The sequence below is a fragment of the Mycobacterium persicum genome, assembly GCF_002086915.1.
In the GTDB taxonomy this organism is placed as follows: Bacteria; Actinomycetota; Actinomycetes; order Mycobacteriales; family Mycobacteriaceae; genus Mycobacterium; species Mycobacterium persicum.
Window position 1 is genome coordinate 5,072,095 of sequence record NZ_MWQA01000001.1, and the last position, 22,763, is coordinate 5,094,857.

Here is a 22,763-nt window from a genome sequence, read left to right on the forward strand (position 1 = left end):
CGCGACCTCGTGACCGCTTTGGCGAGCCACCCGAAGTGGGGTGCGTCCGTTTGAGGTGGGTGCCGTCGCGGCCGCCACGGCAGCGCATCCCGGTCCTTCCCGCGGCACCGCGGCGCTGATCGGCACCGGCGGCGCCGGCGGAGTCGGCGGGCAGAACTCGAACGCCGCCGGCAAGGGCGGGAACGGCGGTAGCGGCGGCAACGCCCAGTGGATCGGTGACGGCGGCGGCGGAGGTGACGCCGGAATTGGGGCTGGTGGCAACGGTACCGGCGGCACCGGCGGCACCGGTGGAACGCTGTTGGGCTTGCCGGGGATAACGGGGCTGATGTAGACCGGCGGGCCGCGATCACGGATGGCTTGCGGGCATCGGGTCAACAGTGCGCGATACGACGACTGGGAGTTCTCAGGCCGGACATGTGCTGGCCGTGAACGGCGGATGAATTGTCGGCACGTCATCGCCTGACGGTGGCGCGGTGATACACCTACCGTGACACTGTTTGGGTGACGAAAACCTCGCATGCCCATCCTCATTTTCTGCGGTCGGTCATCCGGTGGCTGCAGACCGGCTACCCCAACGGCGTCCCGGGACCCGACCGGGTGCCGTTGCTGGCGTTGTTGCGCAGCACGCCGTTGACCGAGGAGCAGGTCAAGGAAGTGGTGCGCGACCTCACCGCCGACGGATCGCCGGCCACAGCCGACGGTGTGATCAACCGTGACGAGATCGCCGAATTCATCTCCGGCGTGACGCACCACGACGCCGGGCCGGAGAACATTCAACGAGTAGCCGGCAGGCTCGCCGCTGCGGGCTGGCCGCTGGCCGGCATCGACGTCAGCGAGGTCGTTCCCGGCGATGACAACGCCCAGGCAGCGGAGGAGGTTGCGTCACAGGCGTGAGATATCGATGACGAAGCGGTAGCGCACGTCGCTGGCCAGCACGCGCTCGTAGGCTTCGTTGACGTAATCCGGTTCGATGAGTTCGATCTCGGGCGTGACGCCGTGTTCGGCGCAGAAATTCAGCATCTCCTGGGTCTCGGTGATGCCACCGATGTTCGATCCGGAGAGGCTGCGCCGCATCAGCGCCAGCGCAAATGCCGGCACCGGCATGGGGTGTTCGGGGATGCCCAGCTCGACCATGGTGCCGTCGACGTCGAGCAGGTTCAGGTAGTCGCCGAGGTTCAGGTTCGCCGAGACGGTGTTCAGGATCAGATCGAAGCTGCCACGCAACGTGCGAAAGGTGTCGGGGTCGGAAGTGGCGTAGTAGTGTCCGGCGCCCAGCCGCAACCCGTCTTCCATCTTCTTCAGGGATTGCGACAGCACCGTCACCTCGGCGCCCATGGCGGCGCCCAGTTTGACGCCCATGTGGCCGAGTCCGCCCAGGCCGATAATGGCCAGCCGGGTGTCGCGGCCGGCCTTCCAGTGCCGTAGCGGCGAATACAGCGTGATACCCGCGCACAGCAGTGGCGCCGCGGCGTCCAATGGCAGCGCGTCGGGGATTCGCACCACGAAGTTTTCGTCGACGACGATCGCCTCGCTGTACCCGCCCTGTGTGGACTGGCCGTCCTTGCCGATCGAGTTATAGGTGAAGGTCGCTCCGGGCTTGCAGTACTGCTCGAGCCCGGCCAGGCAGCTGCTGCACTGGCCGCAGGAGTCGACCAAGCAGCCCACGCCGACGCGCTCGCCCACCTGGAATTTGGACACCTCGGAGCCCACCTCGGTCACCACGCCGGCGATCTCATGCCCAGGAACCACCGGGTAATTCGGCTGGCCCCACTCGGCCTTGACGGTGTGGATGTCGGAGTGGCAGATACCGGCGAACTTGATGTCGATCACCACGTCGTGCGGGCCTGGCTCCCGCCGGTCGATCGTGGTCTTGGTCAGCGGTTCGGTCGCCGAGAAGGCGGCATAGGCGGAAACAGTGCTCATACGACATCCTTATCAAGGTCCAGCTGGGGCCGTAAAAAGCTTAGCTAAGTTAAGGTTTTCGGACTAGGTGACGGCGATCACGTCCAGGGGCGAGCAGCTTCAGTTGATCGGTGCGTTGATCCAGCGCAGGTCGTCGACGATGCCACGGGCGGCCACCAGGCCCTCGCCCGTCTGCCATATCTCGTCGTTGACGACGAAGACCCGGTTGTCGCGATTGGCGGACAGCTTGCGCCAGGAGTCACTGTCGAGGATGGTCCACGCGCGTTCGGTGGCCTTCGGCGACGCACACGAGACGTAGACGATGTCGGCGTCGGCAGCGGAGAAGTCCGTCCCCCTGGCCAGGTCGGCATCGGTGGCGCCGATCTCGATGTAAGCCTTGTCGGTGAACCGTTGCGCCGCCGGCCGGTCCACTCCTACCGCGCTCAGCACGTTGGCCGGAAAGTTGCGGGCGCCGTATACCCGCATCGTGTTGGCGGTCAGCTGGACAATCGACGCCTGGAAGTGGGTCGCGTCATGCTTGGCCCCGACCTCCCGCGCCCGCTGGGTGAACGCGCTGAGCAGCGATTCCACCGCGGCGCTGCGGGCCGTGGCAGCCCCGACGCCGCGCAGGTTGTCCTCCCACGCGGCGCCCGGCGCTGCCGTGAACACGGTCGGGGCGATAGCCGCCAGCTGCGGGTACAAGTTCGGTGTCACCGCCACCGAGCCCAAAATCAAGTCCGGCCGGGCCGCGGCGATAGCTCGCAGATCCGGGGAATTGTGGGTGCCCACCCCGGGCAGGTCGTGCACCGTCTTGCCCAGATAGGACGGCTGACTCGAGGAGCCGTCCGGCAACGCGGCACCGACCACCCGTGTCTGCAGTCCCAGCGCACACAGCGCGTCGAGCTGGTCGCCGGAGAGCACCACGATGCGTTGCGGATCGGCGGGAACCTGCGCCACGTCCGGGGTCACGCCGGCAGCGTTGTGGGCTTGTCGAGTCGGCGGCCCGGGATCGGCCGCGGCCGCCTCCCGCGCACACGATTCGTCGGGTTTCCGAGAGTTTCCCAGCACCCCGGCGCCCGCGATTTGGGTCGTGGGTGTGACCATTGATCGCGTCGCCGTTGTGGGGGGCTGGTCGGCGCCGCAACCGGTGCACGTCGCAACCAGCGCCGCCAATGATGCAGCGGCCAGACCCCGTCGCACCGCGCCGAATTGCACGCGTCCGACGTTAACACCCGGCCAGTCGGGAAGGGTCTGCCCAAGCGCCTTCGAGGCACCCGGACACCGATTACGACAGTTTGTAGGACCAGGCCTGCCGGCGGCGTGGTGGCGGGCTAAGATTCCTGTCAAAGTGAGGTATTAAGACCCTATCCGCGCCGGGATTCTTGGAGGAGCAGTTGACTGCCGAAGCGCCGCCCTTGGGACAACTCGAGGCCATCCGTCCATATCCGGCCCGTACCGGCCCTAAAGGGAACCTGGTCTACAGGCTGGTCACCACCACCGATCACAAGCTGATCGGCATCATGTACTGCGTCGCCTGCTTCGTCTTCTTCTTCATCGGCGGTCTGCTGGCGCTGCTGATGCGTACCGAGTTGGCGGTGCCCGGTCTGCAGTTCCTGTCCAACGAGCAATTCAACCAGCTGTTCACCATGCACGGCACGATCATGCTGCTGTTCTATGCCACCCCGATCGTGTTCGGCTTCGCCAACCTGGTGCTGCCGCTGCAGATCGGCGCGCCCGACGTGGCATTCCCGCGGCTGAACGCCCTGTCGTTCTGGTTGTTCGTGTTCGGCGCCACGATCGCGATGGCTGGATTCATCACACCCGGCGGGGCGGCCGACTTCGGCTGGACTGCCTACACGCCGTTGAGTGACGCCGTCCACTCACCCGGTGCCGGCGGCGACCTGTGGATCTTGGGCCTGGGGGTCGCCGGTCTAGGCACCATCCTGGGTGCCGTCAACATGATCACCACGGTGGTCTGCATGCGCGCACCGGGGATGACGATGTTCCGGATGCCGATCTTCACCTGGAACATCCTGGTGACGTCCATCTTGGTGCTGATCGTGTTCCCGCTGCTCACCGCGGCGCTGTTCGGGCTGGCCGCCGACCGTCACCTGGGGGCGCACGTCTACGACGCGGCCAACGGCGGAGTCATGTTGTGGCAGCACCTGTTCTGGTTCTTCGGCCACCCCGAGGTGTACATCATCGCGCTGCCGTTCTTCGGAATCGTGAGCGAAATCTTCCCGGTGTTTTCCCGTAAGCCGATCTTCGGTTACACCACGCTGATCTACGCGACACTCTCGATCGCCGGGTTGTCGGTGGCGGTGTGGGCGCATCACATGTTCGTCACTGGCGCCGTACTGCTGCCGTTCTTCTCCTTCATGACGTATCTGATCGCGGTACCGACCGGGATCAAATTTTTCAACTGGATCGGCACCATGTGGAAGGGGCAGCTGACCTTCGAGACGCCGATGCTGTTCTCCGTCGGCTTCGCGGTCACCTTCCTGGCCGGCGGTCTGACGGGAGTTCTGCTGCCCAGCCCGCCGCTGGACTTCCACGTCAGCGACACCTATTTCGTGGTCGCCCACTTCCACTACGTGCTATTCGGCACCATTGTCTTCTCCACCTTTGCGGGTATCTACTTCTGGTTCCCGAAGATGACCGGGCGGCTGCTCGACGAGCGGCTGGGCAAGCTGCACTTCTGGTTGACGTTCATCGGGTTCCACACCACATTCCTGGTGCAGCACTGGCTCGGTGACATGGGGATGCCGCGCCGCTACGCCGACTACCTGTCCACCGACGGCTTCACCAGCCTGAACATCGTTTCGACGATCGGGGCTTTCATCCTGGGCGCGTCGATGTTCCCGTTCGTCTGGAACGTCTTCAAGAGCTGGCGGTATGGCGAGGTCGTCACCGTCGACGACCCCTGGGGATATGGCAACTCGCTGGAGTGGGCGACCAGCTGCCCGCCACCGCGGCACAACTTCACCGAGCTGCCCCGTATCCGCTCGGAGCGTCCGGCGTTTGAGTTGCACTATCCGCACATGGTGGAACGGCTTCGCGCCGAAGCCCATGTCGGACGCGCCCACGGCCCGGAGGACGGCGACGTCACCAGAGCAGACGACGTCAGCGTCCGCTCCTGATGCGTGGTACCGGAGGCCGCAACGGGTGACCACGTCGCCCAAAGTGTCGGTGCTGATCACGGTCACCGGCCATGATCAGCCCGGTGTGACGTCTGCGCTCTTCGAGGTACTGGCCAAACACGGTGTTGAGCTGCTCAACGTCGAACAGGTGGTGATCCGCGGCCGGCTCACCCTGGGAGTCCTGGTTTCCTGCGCACCGGAAGTCGCCGACAATGCGGCGTTGCGCGGCGACGTCGAAGCCGCCATTCACCGGATAGGCCTGGACGTGACGGTCGAGCGCAGCGACGACGTGCCGATCATCCGGGAACCGTCGACCCACGTGATCTTCGTGCTCGGCCGCCCGGTTACCGCCGGGGCGTTCGGCGCGGTGGCCCGGGAGGTGGCGGCGTTGGGCGTCAACATCGACTTCATCCGCGGCATCTCCGACTATCCGGTCACCGGGCTGGAGTTGCGGGTATCGGTGCCGCCCGGAGCCTATGGCCCGCTGCAGAGTGCCCTGACGAGGGTGGCTGCCGAAGAGAGTGTCGACGTGGCGGTCGAGGACTACGGGCTGGCCTGGCGCACCAAGCGGCTCATCGTTTTCGACGTCGATTCCACGCTGGTCCAGGGCGAGGTCATCGAGATGCTGGCGGCGCGCGCCGGTGCCGAGGGAGCGGTGGCGGCGATCACCGAGGCCGCCATGCGCGGCGAGCTGGATTTCGCGCAGTCGCTGCACCAGCGGGTGGCCACGTTGGCGGGATTGCCGGCGTCGGTGATCGACGACGTCGGCGCGCAGCTGCAGCTGATGCCCGGTGCGCGGACCACGCTGCGCACGTTGCAGCGGCTGGGTTTTCGCTGTGGCGTGGTCTCCGGCGGCTTCCGACGGATCATCGAGCCACTGGCCAGGGAGCTGAACCTGGACTTCATGGCGGCCAACGAGCTGGAGATCGTCGACGGGATACTCACCGGCCGGGTGGTCGGCCCCATCGTCGATCGACCGGGCAAGGCCACGGCACTTCGCGACTTCGCCGAGCAGTTCGGGGTGCCGATGGAGCAGACCGTCGCCGTCGGCGACGGCGCCAACGATATCGACATGCTGGCCGTCGCCGGGCTTGGCATTGCGTTCAACGCCAAGCCGGCGCTGCGGGAGGTGGCCGACGCCTCGCTGAGCCACCCGTACCTGGACACGGTGCTGTTTCTGCTGGGCGTGACCCGCGGTGAGATCGAAGCCGCCGACGCGCTCGACGGCGTGCTGCGCCGCGTCGAGATCCCGCCGGATTAGGTGCTGCCGAGCAGACTGGCCGAGCAGACATAGAATCGCACGAAATCAGCGATTTCGATGCGATTCTATGTCTGCTCGCCGGGCAGGGCGACCCGACAGATGATCGCCTCGGCGAGCGGTGCCGCCCAACAGTTGATAAAGTGTTCAATTGTTAAATTGACGTATGTCTGAATTGCAAAAGTTTTAGTCGATGTGAGGTCAGGTGTCGGAGCCGCTATACAAGCTGAAGGCCGAGTTCTTCAAGACGCTGGGGCATCCGGCCCGGGTCAGGATTCTGGAACTGCTGTCCGAACGAGACCACGCCGTGGCAGAGCTGTTGCTCGAAGTGGGCCTGGAGTCGTCCAACCTGTCTCAGCAGCTGGGCGTGCTGCGCCGGACGGGGGTGGTGACGGCACGCAAGGACGGCAACACGGTTATCTACTCGATCACCTCACCGCTGATCGCTGAACTGATGGCCGTGGCCCGCCGGGTGCTGACCGGGATGCTCAGCGGCCAAGTAGCAATGCTCCAAGACCTGCGCGCGGGCGGCCCGGCGGCGGACCGGCAGTAGGTCCGGGCATGGGTTGGATCGGCAGAATCATGCGACTCGGCCGCGTGGCCGAAAACGCGGGACCGGTGCCTGAGCCGACCGTCGGCCCGCCAGCCGGGGTGCGCGGCTCCCTGCAGGTGCGCCATGTCGACGCGGGCTCGTGTAACGGCTGTGAGGTGGAAATCTCCGGGGCATTCGGACCGGTCTATGACGCCGAGCGGTTCGGCGCCCGGTTGGTGGCTTCGCCGCGCCATGCCGATGCGCTGCTCGTCACCGGGGTAGTGACCCGGAATATGGCCCAGCCGCTGCGGAACACCTTGGCTGCGACACCGGCGCCCCGCCTGGTCATCGCCTGCGGTGACTGCGCGCTCAACCGCGGTGTGTTCGGCGACGCGTATGGCGTGGTCGGTTCCGTCGGTGAGGTCATCCCGGTCGACGTCGAGATACCGGGATGTCCACCCTCGCCTGACCAGGTGGTCATGGCCCTGCGGTCGGTGACGCGCAGGTGACCGCGACTTTCGCGGACGCGCCGCCCGAACACTCGGTGACGTTGCGCCGCAACACAATAGGCGCCTTAGCCGCGGGCGCCGTAACGACGGCCCTCGGTATATTGGGAATTGCGTTGGGGCTCAACGGCGTGTTCGGTGCGCTGCCACGAGCGCGGGTCGAGTGGCTGGTGCCGATGATCGGCGTCGACCTGGATGTGAGCCGGTTGGGCGCGTTCTTTATGGCGCTGACCGGTGCGGTAGCCGTCGTCGTCGGCGTTTACAGCATCGGATACGCACGCCTGGAACGGGCCGGCGCCGTCGCGCTCACGGCGCTTCCCGTTTTCGTCGGTGCGATGCTGCTCGTTCCGGCCGCCGGCTCGGTGACCACCTTCCTCCTGGCGTGGGAATTGATGGCGCTCAGTTCGCTCGTCCTGCTGCTTACGAATCATCGCCGTAGCGAAGTTCGCTGCGCCGCAATGTACTACGCGGTGATGACCCAGTTGGGCTTCGCCGCGATCCTGCTGGCCCTGATGGCGCTGGCGGCAGCCGCCGGAACGGATCGGTTCGCCGACATGGCCGAGATCCCGGACGGAGTACGCAACGCCGTGTTCGTGCTGACGCTGGTGGGTTTCGGTTCCAAAGCCGGCCTGCTGCCGCTGCACGCCTGGCTGCCGAGAGCGCACCCGGAAGCGCCCAGCCCCGCATCGGCATTGATGAGCGCCGCCATGGTCAACCTGGGCATCTACGGCCTGATCCGCGTCGATGTGCAGCTCCTGGGACCCGGCCCGAGGTGGTGGGGCGTGGCCCTGCTGGCGGTCGGCGCTGTCACCGCGTTGTACGGGGTGCTGCAGGCCTCGGTGGCCGCCGATCTCAAACGGCTGCTTGGGTTTTCGACGATCGAAAACATGGGGCTGGTCACCCTTGCTCTTGGGGCAGCCACGCTGTTGTCGGCGGCCGGGGTCGCCGCGGCGGCCGTGATCGCGATGACCGCGGCGCTGTTGCACCTGGCCGCCCACGCCGCATTCAAAAGTCTCGGGTTCTTGGCGGCCGGGTCGGTGTTGCTGACAACTGGACTGCGCGACCTCGATAAGCTGGGCGGTCTGGCCCGGAAAATGCCTTACACCACAGTCTTTTTCGGCATTGCCGCATTGGGTGCCTCGGGGCTGCCGTTGGGCGCCGGGTTCGTCAGTGAATGGCTGCTGGTGCAGTCGCTGATCCACGCACGTCCCGAGCACAACACCGTCGTGGGGTTGGTGACTCCGCTGGGCGTCGGCGCGGTGGCGCTGACCACCGGCTTGGGTGTGGCCGCGATGGTGAAGGCGTTCGGCACCGGATTTTTGGCGCGACCGCGTTCGGAGGCGGCGGCTCACGCGCGCGAGGCATCGCCCAGCATGCTCGCCGGCATGGCAGTCGCCGCCGTTGGCTGTGTCGTGGTTGCCGTGGCGCCGTTCTTCCTCGCCGACACCCTGCAGTCGGTGCTCGACACCCTGCCCGCGTCCCAGCACGCCGATCTCACCGGCCTGGGTCCGATGCTGCGATTGCCCGGCATTGACGGCTCGATCGCGCCGGGCCTGCTGGCGGTGGCCCTGGCCCTCGCCGTCCTGATCGTACTGGCGGTTGCCCGCTGGGGCTCGCGTCGCCGCCCGGACTCCGTGAGGTCGCCATTATGGGCCTGCGGCGCCGACGAACTCAGCTCGCGCATGCAATACACGGCGACGTCGTTCGCCCAACCACTGCAGCGGGTCTTCGACGACGTGTTGCGGCCCGACACCGGCATCGAGGTGACTCATTTGGAGCACACCCGCTACCACGTGGAAAAGATCGCCTACCGTGCCGAATTGTCCGATGCCATCGAGGATCACGTCTACGCGCCGGTCTTGCGGACCGTCGCACGATGCGCACAAGCGATTCGGTGCGCGCACAACGGAAGCGTGCACCGCTACCTCGGCTACGGAGCGCTCGGGGTCCTGGTCGTCTTGGTGGTCGCGCGATGAATGCTCTTTCCGCGGTTGCCGGCGCAGCGCAGATCGGTGCGGTCATGACCGGGGCACCACTGGTCGTGGGACTGATGCGGCAAGTCCGGGCCCGAGCCGAGGGGCGTTGCGGTGCAGGTGTTTTGCAGCCCTGGCGGGATCTGCGTAAACAGCTGCGCAAGCAACAGGTCACCCCGGACGGCACCACGCTGGTGTTCGCGGCGGCACCGGCGGTGGTCGCGGCCACCACCTTGCTGATAGCGGCGATTGCGCCGCTGGCCGCGACCGGCTCACCCCTTGACCCGGTCGCTGACCTGTTCGTGGTCGTGGGCCTGTTGTTCCTCGGCACCGTCGCCTTGACGTTGGCGGGAATCGACACCGGTACCTCGTTCGGCGGTATGGGCGCCAGCCGGGAGATCACCATCGCGGCCCTGGTGGAACCGACCATTCTGCTTGCCGTCTTCGCGCTGTCCATCCCCGCGGGGTCGGCCAACCTCGGCGCCATCGTCGCGTTTAGCCTCCAGAATCCCGCGGAAGTGGTGTCGCTGGCCGGAATTCTGGCATTCGTCGCCCTGGTGATCGTCGTCATCGCCGAAACCGGACGCCTCCCGGTGGACAATCCCGCCACCCACCTGGAACTGACCATGGTGCACGAGGCGATGGTGCTCGAATACGCCGGACCAAAGCTTGCGCTGGTGGAGTGGGCCAGCGGCATGCGACTCACCGTGCTGCTGGCCCTGCTGGCCAACCTCTTTTTCCCCTGGGGAATCGCAGGTGACAGGCCGAGCTTGATCGGCGTGGCGATAGGCGTCGCGGCGGTCGGCATCAAGGTCGCCGTGGCCGCGGTCGTCCTGGCCGGCGCGGAGGTCTTCATCGTCAAGCTACGACTATTCCGGGTGCCCGAGCTGCTCGCCGGCTCGTTCCTGTTGGCCCTGTTGGCCGTGACATCGGCCAACTTCTTTACGGCCCAGGCGTGACGGCATGACCGAGCTCAACTATGCGGGCGTGCTGGACCTCGCGCCGGGCGGGCTGATACTGACCGCGGTGCTGATCGTATGGCGGCGTGACCTGCGCTCCATCGTGCGGCTGCTGGCGGCCCAGGGCGTCGCCCTGGCAGCGATTCCGATCATCGTCGGCGGCCACTCCCATGACTGGGAACTGGTCGGGGTCGGGGTCGCGCTGCTCGTGTTGCGCGGGGCGGTGCTGCCGGCGCTGCTGGCCAACGCGCTCGGTGCCGAAGATGCGCCGCGCGAGGCGACGCCGCTGATCAACACCACGGCGTCGCTACTGATCGCGGCGGGCCTGACGGTGGTCGCGCTGGCAGTCGCGCGACCGGTGGTGGCACTGGACTCCGATGCGGCGGTCAGCGCCGCCCCGGCGGGCCTGGCGGTGGTGCTGATCGCCTTGTTCGTGATGGTGACCCGACGGCACGCCATCTCGCAGGCCGCCGGATTCCTCATGCTGGACAACGGGATTGCGGCTACCACATTCTTGCTGACCGCCGGGGTGCCGCTGATCGTCGAATTGGGCGCCTCTCTGGATGTGCTGTTCGCGTTGATTGTGCTCGGCGTGTTGACCGGACGACTGCGCCGGATGTTCGGTGGCACCGATTTGGACCGGCTGCAGAGATTGCGAGACTGATGACTGTTCTGATGCTGGTGCCGATACTTGCGCCGCTGTTCGCGGCCGTCATCGCGATGGCAGGCGGTTGGCGCCGGTGGACGGCAACGCTGACCGTGTTGTCGGCGGTGGCCGTGCTCGCCTCGGGTGTGGCGCTTGGTGTTCAGACGGCAGCCCGACCGAGGGTCGTGCTGGCGGGGATGCTGCGCGTCGATGCGCTCTCGGTGACCATGCTCATCGTCATCGGCGTGGTCGGCACCTTGGCCACCTGGGCAAGCATCGGATACCTCGACTCAGAACTCCAGCACGGTCACACCGACCTCCGTGACGCGCGGCGGTACGGTGCGCTGACGCCGGCGTTCCTGTCGGCGATGGCGGTCGCCGTGTGCGCCAACAACATTGGCGTGATCTGGGTCGCGGTGGAAGCCACCACCGTGATCACGGCCTTCCTGGTCGGGCACCGTCGTACCCGCACCGCGTTGGAGGCCACCTGGAAGTACGTGGTGATCTGCTCGGTCGGTATCGCCGTGGCGTTTCTCGGTACCGTCCTGTTGTATTTCGCGGCCCGGCACGCCGGCGCCGTCGGCGCGACGGCGCTGGATCTCGAAGTCTTGACGGCCCACGCCGGCCACCTCGACCCGGCCGTTACCCGGCTGGCCGGCGGGCTGCTGCTGATCGGATATGGCGCCAAAGTCGGGCTGGTTCCGTTTCACGGATGGCTGGCCGACGCGCACAGCCAAGCGCCGGCACCGGTGTCGGCGCTGATGAGTGGAGTGCTGCTCTCGGTAGCTTTTTCGGTGCTGATCCGGCTACGGCCGATCATCGACGCCGCGACGGGGCCTGGCTTCCTGCGCTCCGGTCTCCTGACGGCCGGCCTCGCGACAGTCCTTATCTCAGCGTTGTTGCTCACTGTCACAACGGATCTCAAGCGTATGCTGGCATACTCGTCGATGGAGAACATGGGGCTGATCGCGATCGCGGCGGCCGCGGGCACCAAACTGGCGATCGCGGCTTTGCTGCTGCATGTGCTTGCGCACGGCATCGGCAAGACGGTGCTGTTTCTGGCCGGGGGGCAGTTGCAGGCCGCGCACGACTCGACGGCAATCGGCGACATCACCGCGGTGCTGTCGCGGTCCCGGTTGGTCGGGTGGTCGTTCGCCGTCGGCGTCATCGCCTTGCTGGGGTTACCGCCCTTCGCGACGTTCGCCAGCGAGGTGTCGATCGCTCGATCGCTCGCCAATGCCGGGCTGTCCTGGGTGCTCGGTGTCGCGCTGCTGTTGATGGTGGTGGCTTTCACCGCTGTGGCGGGCAACGCGCAGCGGATCCTGCTCGGAGTGCCGAGCGCCGGGGCTGCGCGGATCGCCGTGCCCGCCACGGTGGCGGCCGCGCTGGCGACCGGCGTCATGGCGTCGGTTGCGCTGGGTATTACGGCGGGCCCGCTTGCCGGGTTGTTCAATGCGGCCGCCGGCCAGTTCGGGACGGGTTGATGCAGCGAACCATGGTGCGGCGAAAGGTATCCGGTGACGAACTCGCCCGGGCGGTGAGCGAGTTGCTGGCGGCCGGCTATCGTCTGGCCCTGGTGGCCGCGCATGACGACGGCGACACCCTGAGGATCGTCTACCTGCTGCTGGCGGGACAGCCGGACCGCCGCGTGGAGCTAACCTTGACCACCGACGCGGCAACCCCGTGGGCTCCGTCCCTGGGGCACCTGTCGATCCCCGCGGGTCGCTTCGAGCGGGAGATGATGGACCTGTACGGGGTTGTGCCGCAAGGACATCCGCAACCGCGGCGGCTGGTGCGGCATGGGCATTGGCCCCAGCAGTGGTATCCGATGCGCCGTAACGCCGGTGAGCCGCCGCCGTTTCCGAACGCCGGCCGGTTTCCGTTCCTGACCGTCGACGGGCCGGGCGTCTACGAAATACCGGTCGGGCCGGTGCACGCCGGCTTGATCGAGCCGGGGCATTTCCGGTTCTCGGTCATCGGCGAATCGGTGTTGCGGCTCAAGGCTCGATTGTGGTTCGTGCACCGCGGTATCGAGAAACTCTTCGAGGCACGAAACGCGCTCGGCGCCATCGGGTCGGTCGAACTTGCCGAGCGGATCAGCGGTGACAGCGCGGCTGCCCATTCCCTGGCGTACAGCCTGGCCGTCGAGGACGCGTTGGGATTCGACGCGCCCGAGCCGGTGCACCGGCTGCGGGCCCTGCTGGTCGAACTGGAACGGCTCTACAATCACGCCACCGATCTGGGTGCGCTGGCCAACGACGTCGGTTTTGCCCTGGCCAACGCCCACGCCCAGCGCGTTCGGGAACGGCTGCTGCGGATCAACCGGCGGGTCACCGGACATCGCCTGCTGCGTGGCGCGATCCGGCCCGGCGGCGTGGTGCTGCAAGAGCTTCCCGAACCCGACGAATTGCGTGCGCTGGCACACGAGGTCGCCGAAATCAGCGACCTGACACTGCGCAACACGGTGGTCTATGACCGGTTCGCCGATACCGCTGTGCTGACGCGTGACGACGCGGATGCCGTCGGGTGTCTCGGGTATGTCGCTCGGGCCAGCGGCATCGCCACCGATTCGCGCCTCGATCACCCGACCACCACGCTGCCGGTCACCGCGGTACCCGGCAGCGGCGGTGACGTACTGGCCCGCTACACAATTCGGCGTGACGAATTCGCCGCATCGGTCGCGCTGGCCTGCACGCTGATCGAGGATCACCGCGGCCCGTTGCGATGCGACGCGTCGCTGACGGCGACACCCGGCAACTCCGGGGTGGGCATCGTCGAAGGCTGGCGCGGCACGGTCGTACACCGGGTGGAAGTCGACGACGCGGGCCGCATCACCCGATGCAAGATCGTCGACCCTTCGTGGTTCAACTGGCCCGCGTTGCCGGTCGCCATGGCCGACACGATCGTCCCGGACTTTCCGCTTGCCAACAAGAGCTTCAACCTGTCCTATGCGGGCAACGATCTCTAGCGGCCGAGCAGACTGGCCGAGCAGACATAGAATCGCACGAAATCAGCGATGTCGATGCGATTCCGCGTCTGCTCGCGGGGGCGGGGCGACCCGACAGCTACCCCACGAGGGCGGTGCGGCACGATTGGCGGGTGCCCGAATCCGGCTCACCAGCTGACCAGGAGACAGCCGATCCAGACCTGCTGATCGACTTCAGGAATGTCTCGCTGCGCCGCAACGGGCGCACCTTGGTGGGGCCGCTGGATTGGGCTGTCGAACTCGACGAACGCTGGGTGATCATCGGCCCCAACGGGGCCGGCAAGACATCGCTGCTGCGCATCGCCGCGGCAGCCGAGCACCCGTCGACCGGAGTCGCATTCGTGCTCGGTGAACGGCTCGGCCGAGTTGATGTGTCGGAGCTGCGTGCCCGGATCGGGCTGAGCTCGTCGGCCCTGGCGCAGCGGGTGCCCACCGACGAAGTGGTGCGCGACCTCGTCGTCTCGGCCGGATATGCCGTATTCGGCCGGTGGCGGGAGCGCTACGAGGACCTCGACTACCGGCGTGCCGTCGACATGCTCGAGAGCCTGGGCGCCGAACACCTTGCCGACCGCACCTACGGCACGCTGTCCGAAGGTGAGCGCAAGCGGGTGCTGATCGCCCGTGCGCTGATGACAGATCCGGAACTGCTGCTGCTCGACGAACCCGCCGCGGGCCTGGACCTGGGCGGCCGCGAGGAGTTGGTGGCGCGGCTGGCCGACCTCGCCGCGGACCCGGACGCGCCCGCGCTGGTGCTGGTCACCCACCATGTGGAGGAAGTCCCGCCCGGTTTCAGCCACTGCCTGTTGCTGGCCGAAGGCCAGGTGGTCGCGTCCGGCCTGCTGCCCGACGTGCTGACCGCGGAAAACCTGTCCACGGCGTTCGGCCAGCAGATCGCCGTGGACGTCGTCGACGGGCGATACTTCGCCCGGCGGGTCCGCACCCGCCCAGCCCATCGGAGGCAGCCATGAACTCACCGTCGGAGCAGGGGCCCCTGGTACCCCGGCCCGCAGCGACCGTGATGCTAGTCCGCGACGCGGAGCCGGGCTCGGGGGCCGGCTTGTCCGTTTTCCTGATGCGGCGGCACTCCGCCATGGATTTCGCGGCCGGGGTGATGGTCTTTCCCGGCGGCGGCGTCGACGACCGGGACCGCAATGCCGACTTGGGCGGGCAGCGGGCGTGGGCCGGCCCGCCGCCGCTGTGGTGGGCGCAGCGCCTGGGCACCGAGCCCGATCTTGCCGAGGCGTTGGTGTGCGCGGCGGCTCGGGAGACGTTCGAGGAATCGGGTGTGCTGTTCGCCGGACCGGCCGATGACCCGAACAGCATTGTCCGCGACGCCTCCGTATACAGCGAGTACCGCGCCGCCCTGGCCGACCGCACGCTGTCCTTCGCGGACTTTCTGGGCCGCAACGATCTGGTGCTGCGCTCCGACCTGCTGCGGCCCTGGGCGAACTGGGTCACCCCGGAGGCCGAGCTCACCCGTCGTTACGACACCTATTTCTTCGTCGGAGCGCTGCCCGAAGGACAGCGTGCCGACGGTGAGAACACCGAGTCCGACCGGGCCGACTGGACGCTGCCCCAGGACGCCATCGACGACTTCGCTGCCGGGCGAAACATCCTGCTGCCGCCCACCTGGACCCAACTCGACGCGCTGGCAGGCCGCACGGTGGCCGACGTGCTGGCCGTGCAGCGCACGATTGTGCCGGTGCAACCCAACCTCGCGCTGCAGGGGGACAACTGGGAGATCGAGTTCTTCGACTCCGACCGCTACAACCAGGCCCGGCGCTCCGGCGGATTCACCGCGTGGCCGCTGTGAGGGAGTTCGTCGGCGTCGTCGCCAACGAGGGCCTGGCCACGTTGGTGGTGTCGCGACCGCCGACCAACGCGATGACCCGTCAGCTCTACCGGGAAATCGCTTCCGCGGCAGATGATTTGGGCCGCCGCGAGGACGTCGCCGCAGTCATCGTGTTCGGCGGCCATGAGATCTTTTCCGCCGGCGACGACATGCCCGAGCTGCGCACACTGACCGCCGCGGAGGCCGATACCGCCGCGCGGGTGCGGCGCCAGGCCATCGACGCCGTGGCCGCGATCCCGAAGCCGACGGTGGCCGCGATCACCGGGTACGCGCTGGGCGCCGGTCTGACCCTGGCGCTGGCCGCCGACTGGCGGGTCAGTGGCGACAACGTGAAGTTCGGGGCGACGGAGATTTTGGCCGGACTGATCCCCGGCGGCGGCGGCATGGCGCGCCTGACCCAGGTGACCGGTCCCAGCAGGGCCAAGGAGCTGGTGTTCAGCGGGCGCTTCTTCGACGCCGAGGAGGCCTTGGCGCTGGGGCTGATCGACGACATGGTGGCGCCCGACCACGTCTATGACGCCGCCGTCGGCTGGGCGCGCCGCTTCATCGACGGCCCGCCGCTGGCGATGGCCGCCGCCAAGGCCGTCATCAACGACGTCCTCGAACTGGAACCGGCGCTGCGACCCGCCGCCGAACGGCGTCGTTACGTCGAGGTGTTCGCCGAAAGTCGAGGCGGTGGCGGCAACGGCGACGACGCCGGCCGTTAGGCTTCCCGGTATGACGAGCAGTTCGACCGACGTCGTGCCCAACCCGCACGCCACCGCCGAACAGGTGGAAGCCGCCCGGCATGACAGCAAGCTCGCCCAGGTCCTCTACCACGACTGGGAAGCCGAGAACTACGACGAGAAATGGTCGATTTCCTACGACCAGCGCTGTGTCGACTACGCCCGCGGCCGGTTCGACGCCATCGTGCCCGACGAGGTGTTGAGCGAACTGCCTTACGACCGGGCGCTGGAACTGGGCTGCGGCACCGGGTTCTTTCTGCTCAACCTGATCCAGGCGGGGGTTGCCCGGCGTGGGTCGGTCACCGACCTCTCACCAGGCATGGTCAAGGTCGCGGTCCGCAACGGGCAGTCCCTGGGGCTGGAGATCGACGGCCGGGTGGCAGACGCCGAGGGCATCCCGTACGACGACAACACCTTCGACCTGGTGGTCGGGCATGCGGTGCTGCACCACATTCCCGATGTGGAGCTGTCGCTGCGCGAAGTGATCCGGGTATTGAAGCCGGGCGGCCGCTTCGTCTTCGCGGGCGAGCCGACCACCGTCGGCAACGGATACGCCCGTGCCCTGTCCACCCTGACGTGGCGCGTCGCGACCAACGTCACCAGGTTGCCCGGGCTGGGCAGCTGGCGACGGCCCCAGGCCGAGCTCGACGAATCCTCACGCGCCGCGGCGCTGGAGGCCATCGTCGACCTGCACACGTTCACCCCGGCCGACCTCGAGCGGATGGCCGCCAATGCCGGCGCGGCGCAGGTCCAGACCGTCAGCGAGGAGTTCACCGCCGCGATGTTCGGCTGGCCGGTCCGGACGTTCGAGGCCTCGCTGCCGCCCGGTCGCCTGGGCTGGGGCTGGGCGAAGTTCGCCTTCACCGGCTGGAAGGCGCTGAGCTGGGTGGACGCCACCCTGTGGCGGCACGTGGCGCCGAAGGGCTGGTTCTACAACGTGATGGTCACCGGGGTCAAGCCGTCCTGAGTGTCGGCCTTGCGTTCACTTCTGACGACGTCGGTTACCTGCGCTCGGAGCCGGGTGCTGCCGCGCTGGCCGCGGTCGCCGAGTTCGAGCTGAGCGCCGCCACCCGGGTCGCCGACACCACCGCGGTGCGCGCCCGGTTCGGCGAGCGGGCGCCGATTCTGGTCGAGACCACGCTGTTACGGCGGCGCGCTGCAGACAAGCTGGCCGATCTGGGCGACGTCTCCAATTGGCTGTTCACCGATGAGGCGCTGCAGCAGGGCACGGTCGCGGCGGTGGCGCTGCATCGCGCCCGGCGGCTGGCCGGTCGGGTGGTGCACGACGCGACGTGTTCCGTCGGAACCGAGCTGGCCGCGCTGCGCCGGACGTCGGCGCGGGCGGTGGGCAGCGACATCGACCCCGTCCGGTTGGCGATGGCGCGCCACAACCTGGGACCCGATGCCGACCTGTGTCGCGCCGACGCCCTGCACCCGGTGACCCGGGACGCGGTCGTCGTCGTCGACCCGGCGCGTCGCCGTGGCGGGCGCCGGCGCTTGCGCCCGGCCGACTACCAACCGGCGCTGGGCCCGCTGCTGGCGACCTACCGCGGCCGGGAGCTCGTCGTAAAGTGCGCTCCCGGAATCGGTTTCGATCAGCTGAGCCGGCTCGGATTCGAGGGCGAAATCGAAGTGACCGCCTACCGCGGCTCGGTCCGGGAGGCGTGCCTGTGGTCGGGCGGATTGGCTGCGCCGGGCGTGCGGCGTCGGGCCAGCATCCTCGACAGCGGCGAACAGGTCACCGACAGTGAGCCCGACGATTGCGGGGTGCGACCCGCCGGGCGGTGGATCGTCGATCCCGACGGGGCCGTCGTCCGGGCCGGCCTGGTCCGCCACTACGGCGCCCGGCACGGGCTGTGGCAGCTCGACCCCGACATCGCCTACCTGTCCGGTGACCGGCTGCCCGCCGGCGTGCGCGGTTTCGAGGTGCTCGAGCAGCTGGCGTTCGACGAGCGCCGGTTGCGCCAGGCACTGGCTGCGCTGGATTGCGGGGCGCTGGAGATCCTGGTCCGCGGCGTGCAGGTGGATCCCGACGCGCTGCGGCGACGGCTGCGGTTGCGTGGTGGCCGACCGCTGTCGGTGGTCATCACCCGGATCGGTTCGGCGGCCGCCGGCCGTGGGACCGCCTTCGTATGCTGCCCGTCTCGGTAGTGGCCGGGTACGCTGGCGGCGATCACCCTTGGCGGCGCCACTGCCCGAAGGTCTGCGAGGAACATTCGACAATGCGTCATCTGATAGCGGTCGCAGTGCTGGCTGCTGCGGTCCTGTTGGTTTGCCCGGCGGCCGCAGCACCGCCGACCTGTGCCAGCCTCGGCGGTTCGGTCGAGGCAGCGCAGATGTGCCACATCCATGCGACAGGCTCCAGCTACACACTGGACATCACCTACCCCGTCGACTACCCGGACCAACAGGCGCTGACCGACTACATCACGCAGAACCGCGACGGATTCGTCAACGTGGCGCAGGGGTCGCCACGCCGCGACCGGCCCTACCAGATGGACGCCACCGCCGAACAACACAGCGCCGGCCAGCCACCACACAACACCCGCAGCGTGGTGCTCAAGTTCTTCCAGGATCTCGGTGGCGCACATCCGTTCACCTGGTACAAGGCCTTCAACTACAACCTCGGGACGAAACAACCCATCACCTTCGACACGCTGTTTGTGCCCGGCACCACGCCGCTGGACGCGATCTTTCCGATCGTGCAACGGGACCTGGAACACCAGACCGGGCTTTCAGTGGTGACGCCCTCCAGCGGGCTCGATCCGAGCCACTACCAGAACTTCGCCATCACCGACGACGACGTGATTTTCTACTTCGCCCAGGGCGAGCTGCTGCCGTCGTATGCCGGAGCAACTCAAGTCCAGGTGCCGCGCAACGCTATCCCGGCGTTGGCGATCTGAGGCTTACACCGGGCCGGCCAGCGATTCCATCGCTGCCGCCGCGCCGCCCAACGCCAGCTGCGCCACGCACCCGACGATCGGTACGAAGAAGGCCACGGTGCGCCGCGCGAGACGCGACACGGTGACCACCAGGTCGGCGACGAAGATCGCGATGCCGGCCCACAATCCCAACCTGATGGCGCGGTCCACCCAGGCCGGATCGCCACAGGGCTGAGCACCGCACGGGTCGGTGCCCATCACCAGCATGCCCAGCACCAGCATCGTCGCCACGAACAATAGGGCGTGCAGCGCCAGCAGCAGGATCGCGACCGTGATATCCAGCGCCCGGTGGGCGGGGTTGCGGCGGTTGGACAGAGCCGCGTTCGCCGTGGCCGCATCGTCGGTAGACATCGACCAAGTATGGCCGTTAAGCCGGCGCGAAGCTGTAGACCTGGCCGTCGCTGGTGGCGGTTACCACCCGGCGGTCATACCCGATCGAGACGCCGACCGGATATCCGGTGGCCGCCGGCAGCGGATAGCTATTGATCGTGTGACCGTTGGCCGGATTGAAAACCAGCAACGACAAACCCGGTCCGCCGTCGTGGGGTGGACCGGCAACCACGGTGTAGCCGACCTCGCTCCCGCCCAGGCTGGACGTCGACAACGGCGTGACGTCGTCGCGTCGCCAGGCCTGGTCGGCATGGTCGCCGGCGTCGCGGAAGGCCACCAGCTGGGTGTCGGGACCGCCGCCGGACACGATCAGGCCCTCCGGGGTGACCGTGGGCGGTGTCTGCGCCAGAAATCCCAGCGGCGCCGACCATTTGACCTTGCCGTCGGCGGCGTGCAGGGCCCACAGGTGTTGGTCGCGGCCGTTGACGTAGACCGTCGCTCCGTCGGCAGAAAGCACCGGACTGGCGAGCACCCCGTCTTTGACGGCATCACTGGCCCACTCACGGACCAGCTGCTGGTCACGCAGTTTGAGGCCGACCAGCCCCGCTCCCGGTGCCCCCGGCTGCCAGACACCGAGCACAACGGTCCCGTTGACCCCCGAGAATGCCGGGGCGGCGGCGACCGGGCAGCCCATCCGCGCCGGCGCGCAGTCGGCCAATCCGCGCATCGGATCGGCCGGGTCGACGCCCTCGACCAGATCCACCGGGCTGCCGACGACTTTGCCGCGGTGGGTATCGAACACCAGTATCTGTCCGAGGTGGGTTGCGACGAGCAGGTGGCCGTGCCCGACGAATCGGGGAGTGGTCGGCATCCCGATCACCGGTTGGCGCCAGCGTGTCCACTGGGTAACCGGAAAGGCCACGATCGCACCCGGCTGTCCGACGTAGAGGTTGTCGAAGCCGTCCAGCAACGGGCCGGCGAACCCGCCGCCCTGCACCAGCCGGACACACCAGCGCTGGCGGCCGTTGTTGTTGTTCTCCCACTCCATCAGCGAACAACCGGCCGGGGTCTGCGCGTTGATCGCCAGGTAGCCGCGCGCACTCAGCGCCGGCCCGGCCGCGAGGCTGCCCTTCACCGAACGCGTCCACGCCAGCTTGAGCTTGCTGGCGCCGCTCGTGCCGGTGTAGCTGCTGTTGGCGGCATCGCCGTACTGCGCGGGCCAGCCCAGCGCCGGCGCCGCATCCACCCAGGAATCTGTGTTGCCGCAACCGCTGAGCCCGACCGTGAGCACGGCGGCGAACATGGCTGTCAGGAGACGTCGCGCACGCACCTTGACCTTTCGCAGTCCTTACGCAGGGTTCCCCAATACCTTCCGCAACGTTGGTCGCCGGCAGCCGGGTCCGGCCGTTCGGCATAGCGGCCATCGGGTACAGGTGAGGGTAACCCGTGGCGGCTCGGGTGTGCCGTGCCCCCACATCCGGACGCTGCGCGTCCCGCTCGATAGCTCCGCGTCGTCAGGCTAGGCTTCCGGCCATGACGTCCATGTGGGGTGCGCCGCTGCATCGCCGCTGGCGTGGTGCGCAATTGCGGGACCCGCGCCAGGCCAGATTCCTCACGCTGGCATCGCTGAAATGGGTACTGGCCAACCGCGCCTACACCCCGTGGTATCTGGTGCGTTACTGGCGGCTGCTGAAGTTCAAGCTGGCCAACCCGCACATCATCACCCGGGGCATGGTGTTCCTCGGTAAGGGTGTGGAGATCCATGCGACGCCGGAGCTGGCCCAGCTCGAGATCGGCCGCTGGGTGCACATCGGCGACAAGAACACCATTCGCGCTCACGAGGGCTCGCTGCGCTTCGGCGACAAGGTGGTGCTCGGCCGGGACAACGTCATCAACTGCTATCTCGACATCGAGATCGGGGACTCGGTGCTGATGGCGGACTGGTGCTACGTCTGTGACTTCGACCATCGGATGGACGACATCACGTTGCCGATCAAGGACCAGGGGATCGTCAAGTCGCCGGTCCGTATCGGGCCCGACACGTGGGTCGGTGTGAAGGTGACGGTGCTGCGGGGCACGTCTATCGGACGCGGCTGCGTGCTGGGATCGCACGCCGTGGTCCGCGGCGTCGTCCCCGATTATTCGATCGCCGTCGGCGCTCCCGCCAAGGTGGTCAAGAACCGGCGGGTGGCCTGGGATGCGTCGGCCGCGCAGCGCGCCGAACTGGCTGCCGCACTGGCCGATATCGAACGCAAGAAGGCGGCCAGATGAGGTGGCGCCAACAGCGCTTCATCGGGGTACCGCTCGCTCGCACCGGGTCACGCGACGGCGCTCCGAATTGCCGCTCAGTTGGCTAAGAAATCGCCATCGATCAAAGTCGCATCGCTGCACGGAACCTCGTTGGGTCCGGTTTTTCAGCTTCGTCGGGTCAACAAGATGACCGGGATGACGCGGCCTTGTGTCTGCTGCTCATAGTCGGCGAAGCCGGGAGCCAGCGCCTTCTGGCGATTCCATATGTCGTCGCGTTCGGTGCCGGTCAGTTCGCGCGCCGTAACTGCGATCGTCTGGACACCGTCGCTAGTGCCAATCTCGATCGCCGCCGCGGGATGCGCCTTCAAGTTGTAATACCAATCCGGGTTCCTGGGTGTGCCGGCTCGGCTGGCGAATATGGCCCAGTCGTCGCCGACAGGCAGATATGCCACCGGATTGAGGCGTTCTTGACCAGACTTCGCTCCGACCGAGTGCAGAATAAGCAGTGGTGCCTCGCCGAAGGCAGCGACCTTGCCGCGGTTGGCGCGAAACTCTTCGATGTTGCGGCTGTTGTAGTCACCCATCGCATCCGGGTTGTTGACCATCTCAGCAGAATCCATCGGGGCTCCTATTGCGGACGAGGACGCGAGAAAGATCGCGCGGCAACAACCGTACGCGCCGCTTCGATGCTGCGCTTGATGCCGATCAGAGCGCCTTGGATAACTGGTGAGCGGCCAGGCGAATGCGATGAGTTCACTGCGA

General features: G+C 67.5%; 23 protein-coding genes. 18 read left to right on the forward strand and 5 right to left on the reverse strand.

Annotated elements, in window-relative coordinates; genetic code table 11:
- The first annotated feature begins 40 nt into the window (after window positions 1-40).
- Complete coding sequence (locus B4U45_RS23190; protein WP_075545817.1) at window positions 41-331, forward strand: hypothetical protein; 291 nt, start codon at window positions 41-43, stop codon at window positions 329-331.
- Between the two features lie 170 nt (window positions 332-501).
- A complete protein-coding gene (locus tag B4U45_RS23195; protein WP_075545818.1) occupies window positions 502-894 on the forward strand; it encodes a DUF3349 domain-containing protein in 393 nt (130 codons plus the stop codon).
- Here the strand turns inward: B4U45_RS23195 and B4U45_RS23200 are convergent.
- A complete protein-coding gene (locus tag B4U45_RS23200) occupies window positions 883-1,923 on the reverse strand; it encodes an NAD(P)-dependent alcohol dehydrogenase (RefSeq protein ID WP_075545819.1) in 1,041 nt (346 codons plus the stop codon). The genes B4U45_RS23195 and B4U45_RS23200 overlap by 12 nt on opposite strands.
- A gap of 99 nt (window positions 1,924-2,022) precedes the next feature.
- On the reverse strand, window positions 2,023-3,102 hold the full coding sequence (locus B4U45_RS23205) for an iron-siderophore ABC transporter substrate-binding protein (protein ID WP_219859578.1): 1,080 nt from the start codon (window positions 3,100-3,102) through the stop codon (window positions 2,023-2,025).
- A gap of 194 nt (window positions 3,103-3,296) precedes the next feature.
- Between B4U45_RS23205 and ctaD the strand changes: the two genes are divergently transcribed.
- The 15 genes from ctaD (at window position 3,297) to B4U45_RS23280 (ending at window position 19,382) form a co-directional block, all read left to right on the forward strand.
- On the forward strand, window positions 3,297-5,042 hold the full coding sequence (gene ctaD / locus B4U45_RS23210) for an aa3-type cytochrome oxidase subunit I (RefSeq protein WP_219859515.1): 1,746 nt from the start codon (window positions 3,297-3,299) through the stop codon (window positions 5,040-5,042).
- A gap of 25 nt (window positions 5,043-5,067) precedes the next feature.
- On the forward strand, window positions 5,068-6,303 hold the full coding sequence (gene serB / locus B4U45_RS23215; RefSeq protein WP_075545821.1) for a phosphoserine phosphatase SerB: 1,236 nt from the start codon (window positions 5,068-5,070) through the stop codon (window positions 6,301-6,303).
- Between the two features lie 202 nt (window positions 6,304-6,505).
- Window positions 6,506-6,853, forward strand: coding sequence for an ArsR/SmtB family transcription factor (locus B4U45_RS23220; protein WP_075545822.1), 348 nt, complete (start codon window positions 6,506-6,508; stop codon window positions 6,851-6,853).
- 8 nt (window positions 6,854-6,861) lie between these two features.
- Window positions 6,862-7,341 carry an NADH-quinone oxidoreductase subunit B family protein gene (locus B4U45_RS23225; protein ID WP_075545823.1) on the forward strand — a complete coding sequence of 160 codons (480 nt, stop codon included), beginning with the start codon at window positions 6,862-6,864 and terminating at the stop codon, window positions 7,339-7,341.
- Window positions 7,338-9,314: a proton-conducting transporter transmembrane domain-containing protein gene (locus tag B4U45_RS23230; RefSeq protein WP_075545824.1), complete on the forward strand. Its 1,977-nt coding sequence runs from the start codon at window positions 7,338-7,340 to the stop codon at window positions 9,312-9,314. Before B4U45_RS23225 ends, B4U45_RS23230 begins: the two co-directional genes overlap by 4 nt.
- Window positions 9,311-10,270 (forward strand): respiratory chain complex I subunit 1 family protein, encoded by a 960-nt coding sequence (locus B4U45_RS23235; protein ID WP_075545825.1) that lies wholly within the window; start codon window positions 9,311-9,313, stop codon window positions 10,268-10,270. The genes B4U45_RS23230 and B4U45_RS23235 overlap by 4 nt, the downstream gene beginning before the upstream one ends.
- Before the next feature lie 4 nt (window positions 10,271-10,274).
- Complete coding sequence (locus B4U45_RS23240; protein ID WP_083044057.1) at window positions 10,275-10,934, forward strand: hypothetical protein; 660 nt, start codon at window positions 10,275-10,277, stop codon at window positions 10,932-10,934.
- On the forward strand, window positions 10,934-12,400 hold the full coding sequence (locus B4U45_RS23245) for a proton-conducting transporter transmembrane domain-containing protein (protein ID WP_075545827.1): 1,467 nt from the start codon (window positions 10,934-10,936) through the stop codon (window positions 12,398-12,400). Before B4U45_RS23240 ends, B4U45_RS23245 begins: the two co-directional genes overlap by 1 nt.
- Window positions 12,397-13,884 carry a hydrogenase large subunit gene (locus B4U45_RS23250; RefSeq protein ID WP_371686035.1) on the forward strand — a complete coding sequence of 496 codons (1,488 nt, stop codon included), beginning with the start codon at window positions 12,397-12,399 and terminating at the stop codon, window positions 13,882-13,884. The genes B4U45_RS23245 and B4U45_RS23250 overlap by 4 nt, the downstream gene beginning before the upstream one ends.
- A gap of 113 nt (window positions 13,885-13,997) precedes the next feature.
- The gene (locus B4U45_RS23255; RefSeq protein WP_103845658.1) at window positions 13,998-14,870 is read left to right on the forward strand and encodes an ABC transporter ATP-binding protein; all 873 of its coding nucleotides are present in this window, start codon (window positions 13,998-14,000) and stop codon (window positions 14,868-14,870) included.
- Window positions 14,867-15,715: an NUDIX hydrolase gene (locus B4U45_RS23260; protein WP_075545830.1), complete on the forward strand. Its 849-nt coding sequence runs from the start codon at window positions 14,867-14,869 to the stop codon at window positions 15,713-15,715. Before B4U45_RS23255 ends, B4U45_RS23260 begins: the two co-directional genes overlap by 4 nt.
- Window positions 15,712-16,461 (forward strand): enoyl-CoA hydratase, encoded by a 750-nt coding sequence (locus B4U45_RS23265; RefSeq protein ID WP_089025127.1) that lies wholly within the window; start codon window positions 15,712-15,714, stop codon window positions 16,459-16,461. The genes B4U45_RS23260 and B4U45_RS23265 overlap by 4 nt, the downstream gene beginning before the upstream one ends.
- A 10-nt stretch (window positions 16,462-16,471) precedes the next feature.
- On the forward strand, window positions 16,472-17,446 hold the full coding sequence (locus tag B4U45_RS23270; RefSeq protein WP_075545832.1) for a class I SAM-dependent methyltransferase: 975 nt from the start codon (window positions 16,472-16,474) through the stop codon (window positions 17,444-17,446).
- Window positions 17,404-18,630 (forward strand): class I SAM-dependent methyltransferase, encoded by a 1,227-nt coding sequence (locus B4U45_RS23275; RefSeq protein ID WP_232336965.1) that lies wholly within the window; start codon window positions 17,404-17,406, stop codon window positions 18,628-18,630. The genes B4U45_RS23270 and B4U45_RS23275 overlap by 43 nt, the downstream gene beginning before the upstream one ends.
- A 71-nt stretch (window positions 18,631-18,701) precedes the next feature.
- Complete coding sequence (locus B4U45_RS23280; protein ID WP_075545833.1) at window positions 18,702-19,382, forward strand: esterase; 681 nt, start codon at window positions 18,702-18,704, stop codon at window positions 19,380-19,382.
- 3 nt (window positions 19,383-19,385) lie between these two features.
- On the opposite strand, the gene B4U45_RS23285 is transcribed toward B4U45_RS23280, so the two are convergent.
- On the reverse strand, window positions 19,386-19,772 hold the full coding sequence (locus tag B4U45_RS23285; RefSeq protein WP_075545834.1) for a hypothetical protein: 387 nt from the start codon (window positions 19,770-19,772) through the stop codon (window positions 19,386-19,388).
- 16 nt (window positions 19,773-19,788) lie between these two features.
- Complete coding sequence (locus B4U45_RS23290) at window positions 19,789-21,054, reverse strand: outer membrane protein assembly factor BamB family protein (RefSeq protein WP_075545835.1); 1,266 nt, start codon at window positions 21,052-21,054, stop codon at window positions 19,789-19,791.
- A gap of 230 nt (window positions 21,055-21,284) precedes the next feature.
- Between B4U45_RS23290 and B4U45_RS23295 the strand changes: the two genes are divergently transcribed.
- A complete protein-coding gene (locus B4U45_RS23295) occupies window positions 21,285-22,022 on the forward strand; it encodes an acyltransferase (RefSeq protein ID WP_075545836.1) in 738 nt (245 codons plus the stop codon).
- A 143-nt stretch (window positions 22,023-22,165) separates the two neighbouring features.
- Here the strand turns inward: B4U45_RS23295 and B4U45_RS23300 are convergent, their stop codons facing one another.
- The gene (locus B4U45_RS23300) at window positions 22,166-22,606 is read right to left on the reverse strand and encodes a nitroreductase/quinone reductase family protein (RefSeq protein ID WP_241780172.1); all 441 of its coding nucleotides are present in this window, start codon (window positions 22,604-22,606) and stop codon (window positions 22,166-22,168) included.
- Window positions 22,607-22,763 lie beyond the last annotated feature (157 nt).